Consider the following 1,052-nt stretch of genomic DNA (forward strand, 5'->3'; position numbering starts at 1 on the left):
GGCTGGTATTATACAAAGTGGATTATGTTTATTCTTATTTTTATATTGGGTGTAGGTTTATATATCTTCAATGACATAAATGGGAATTGAAATACCACTATTCTAATTTAACTAACAGGTGCTTTAGCTTAGGATCGGAGCTGTCTTTAAGGCAGCTTTTTCTTATGCAACTAACGGGTGCGTTAATTCATTAAGGAACACAAAAATGATCAATCATTGGTCTTTTTCTTACAGGTTTAAATATTTTTCATACTGAGTTAGTAATTCCATATAATTTTCAGTGGGTTTTATATCAGGTTTTTTTTGTTTAACAACGTAAAGGGCTTCTTCTCGATTTAATCTATATTTTCGCATATAAAATGCAGTAATGACAAAGCCCAATCGTTGTATTCCTAAAGTATCGTGTATTAATATTCGATAGCCCTGGTCAAACAATTGATTAATCTGTTTCATCAGGTTATCGACCAATTCTAAACTGGGAGTTACCCGAATAGTAAGAGGAACCCATATCATTATTCTTCTTGAAAAATCAAATGGAGGGCGGTCAGGTTTAGTACGTAGGTTCACTATGACTGATATATTTCTTTGAACAAACCCCCAATCATCGGGAGAAATTTGTCCTCCAATGTACAATCGCCCTCGTATCATTTCCACAAAACCCATTTACATTGCCACCTACTTCATTTTAGGGATGAAATATATTATGTTTTATCTAATGAAATGGCTTACTAATTAATTTTGCCATTTTACAGAATTTCCTTAATGAACTAACGGGTGCGTTTGCTGAGGATCAGAGCTGTCTTTAAGGCAGCTTTTTCTTATGGAACTATCGGGGCAGGTTATTGAAATAACAATTCTTAGTAAATTTTATTTAGTTATATTGAAAATAAAATCTTAACGATTATTAGGAGATAAAATGTTCAAAAAAATTAAAACTTGGGCGAGGAATCTAAAACGTCAGATTTTTATCCTTTACTTTGCTTGTAAAGATCCAAGAGTGCCTTGGTATGCAAAAGTATTTACGGCTTGTGTTGTAGCTTATGCTTTCAGTC

The 1,052-nt window shown here is 33.1% G+C and carries 2 protein-coding genes; one reads left to right on the forward strand and one right to left on the reverse strand.

The window, feature by feature from the left end; all coding sequences use genetic code 11:
- Positions 1-228 precede the first annotated feature (228 nt).
- Positions 229-663, reverse strand: coding sequence for a protein-tyrosine phosphatase family protein (locus tag ACFVSH_RS26990; RefSeq protein ID WP_387708915.1), 435 nt, complete (start codon positions 661-663; stop codon positions 229-231).
- Positions 664-916: 253 nt separating this feature from the next.
- Here ACFVSH_RS26990 and ACFVSH_RS27115 point away from each other — a divergent pair.
- Positions 917-1,052 (forward strand): YkvA family protein (locus ACFVSH_RS27115; RefSeq protein WP_483878319.1); only part of this gene is annotated, 136 nt, incomplete at its 3' end.

This window comes from Peribacillus sp. NPDC058002 (assembly GCF_042886655.1).
In the GTDB taxonomy this organism is placed as follows: Bacteria; Bacillota; Bacilli; order Bacillales; family DSM-1321; genus Peribacillus; species Peribacillus aracenensis.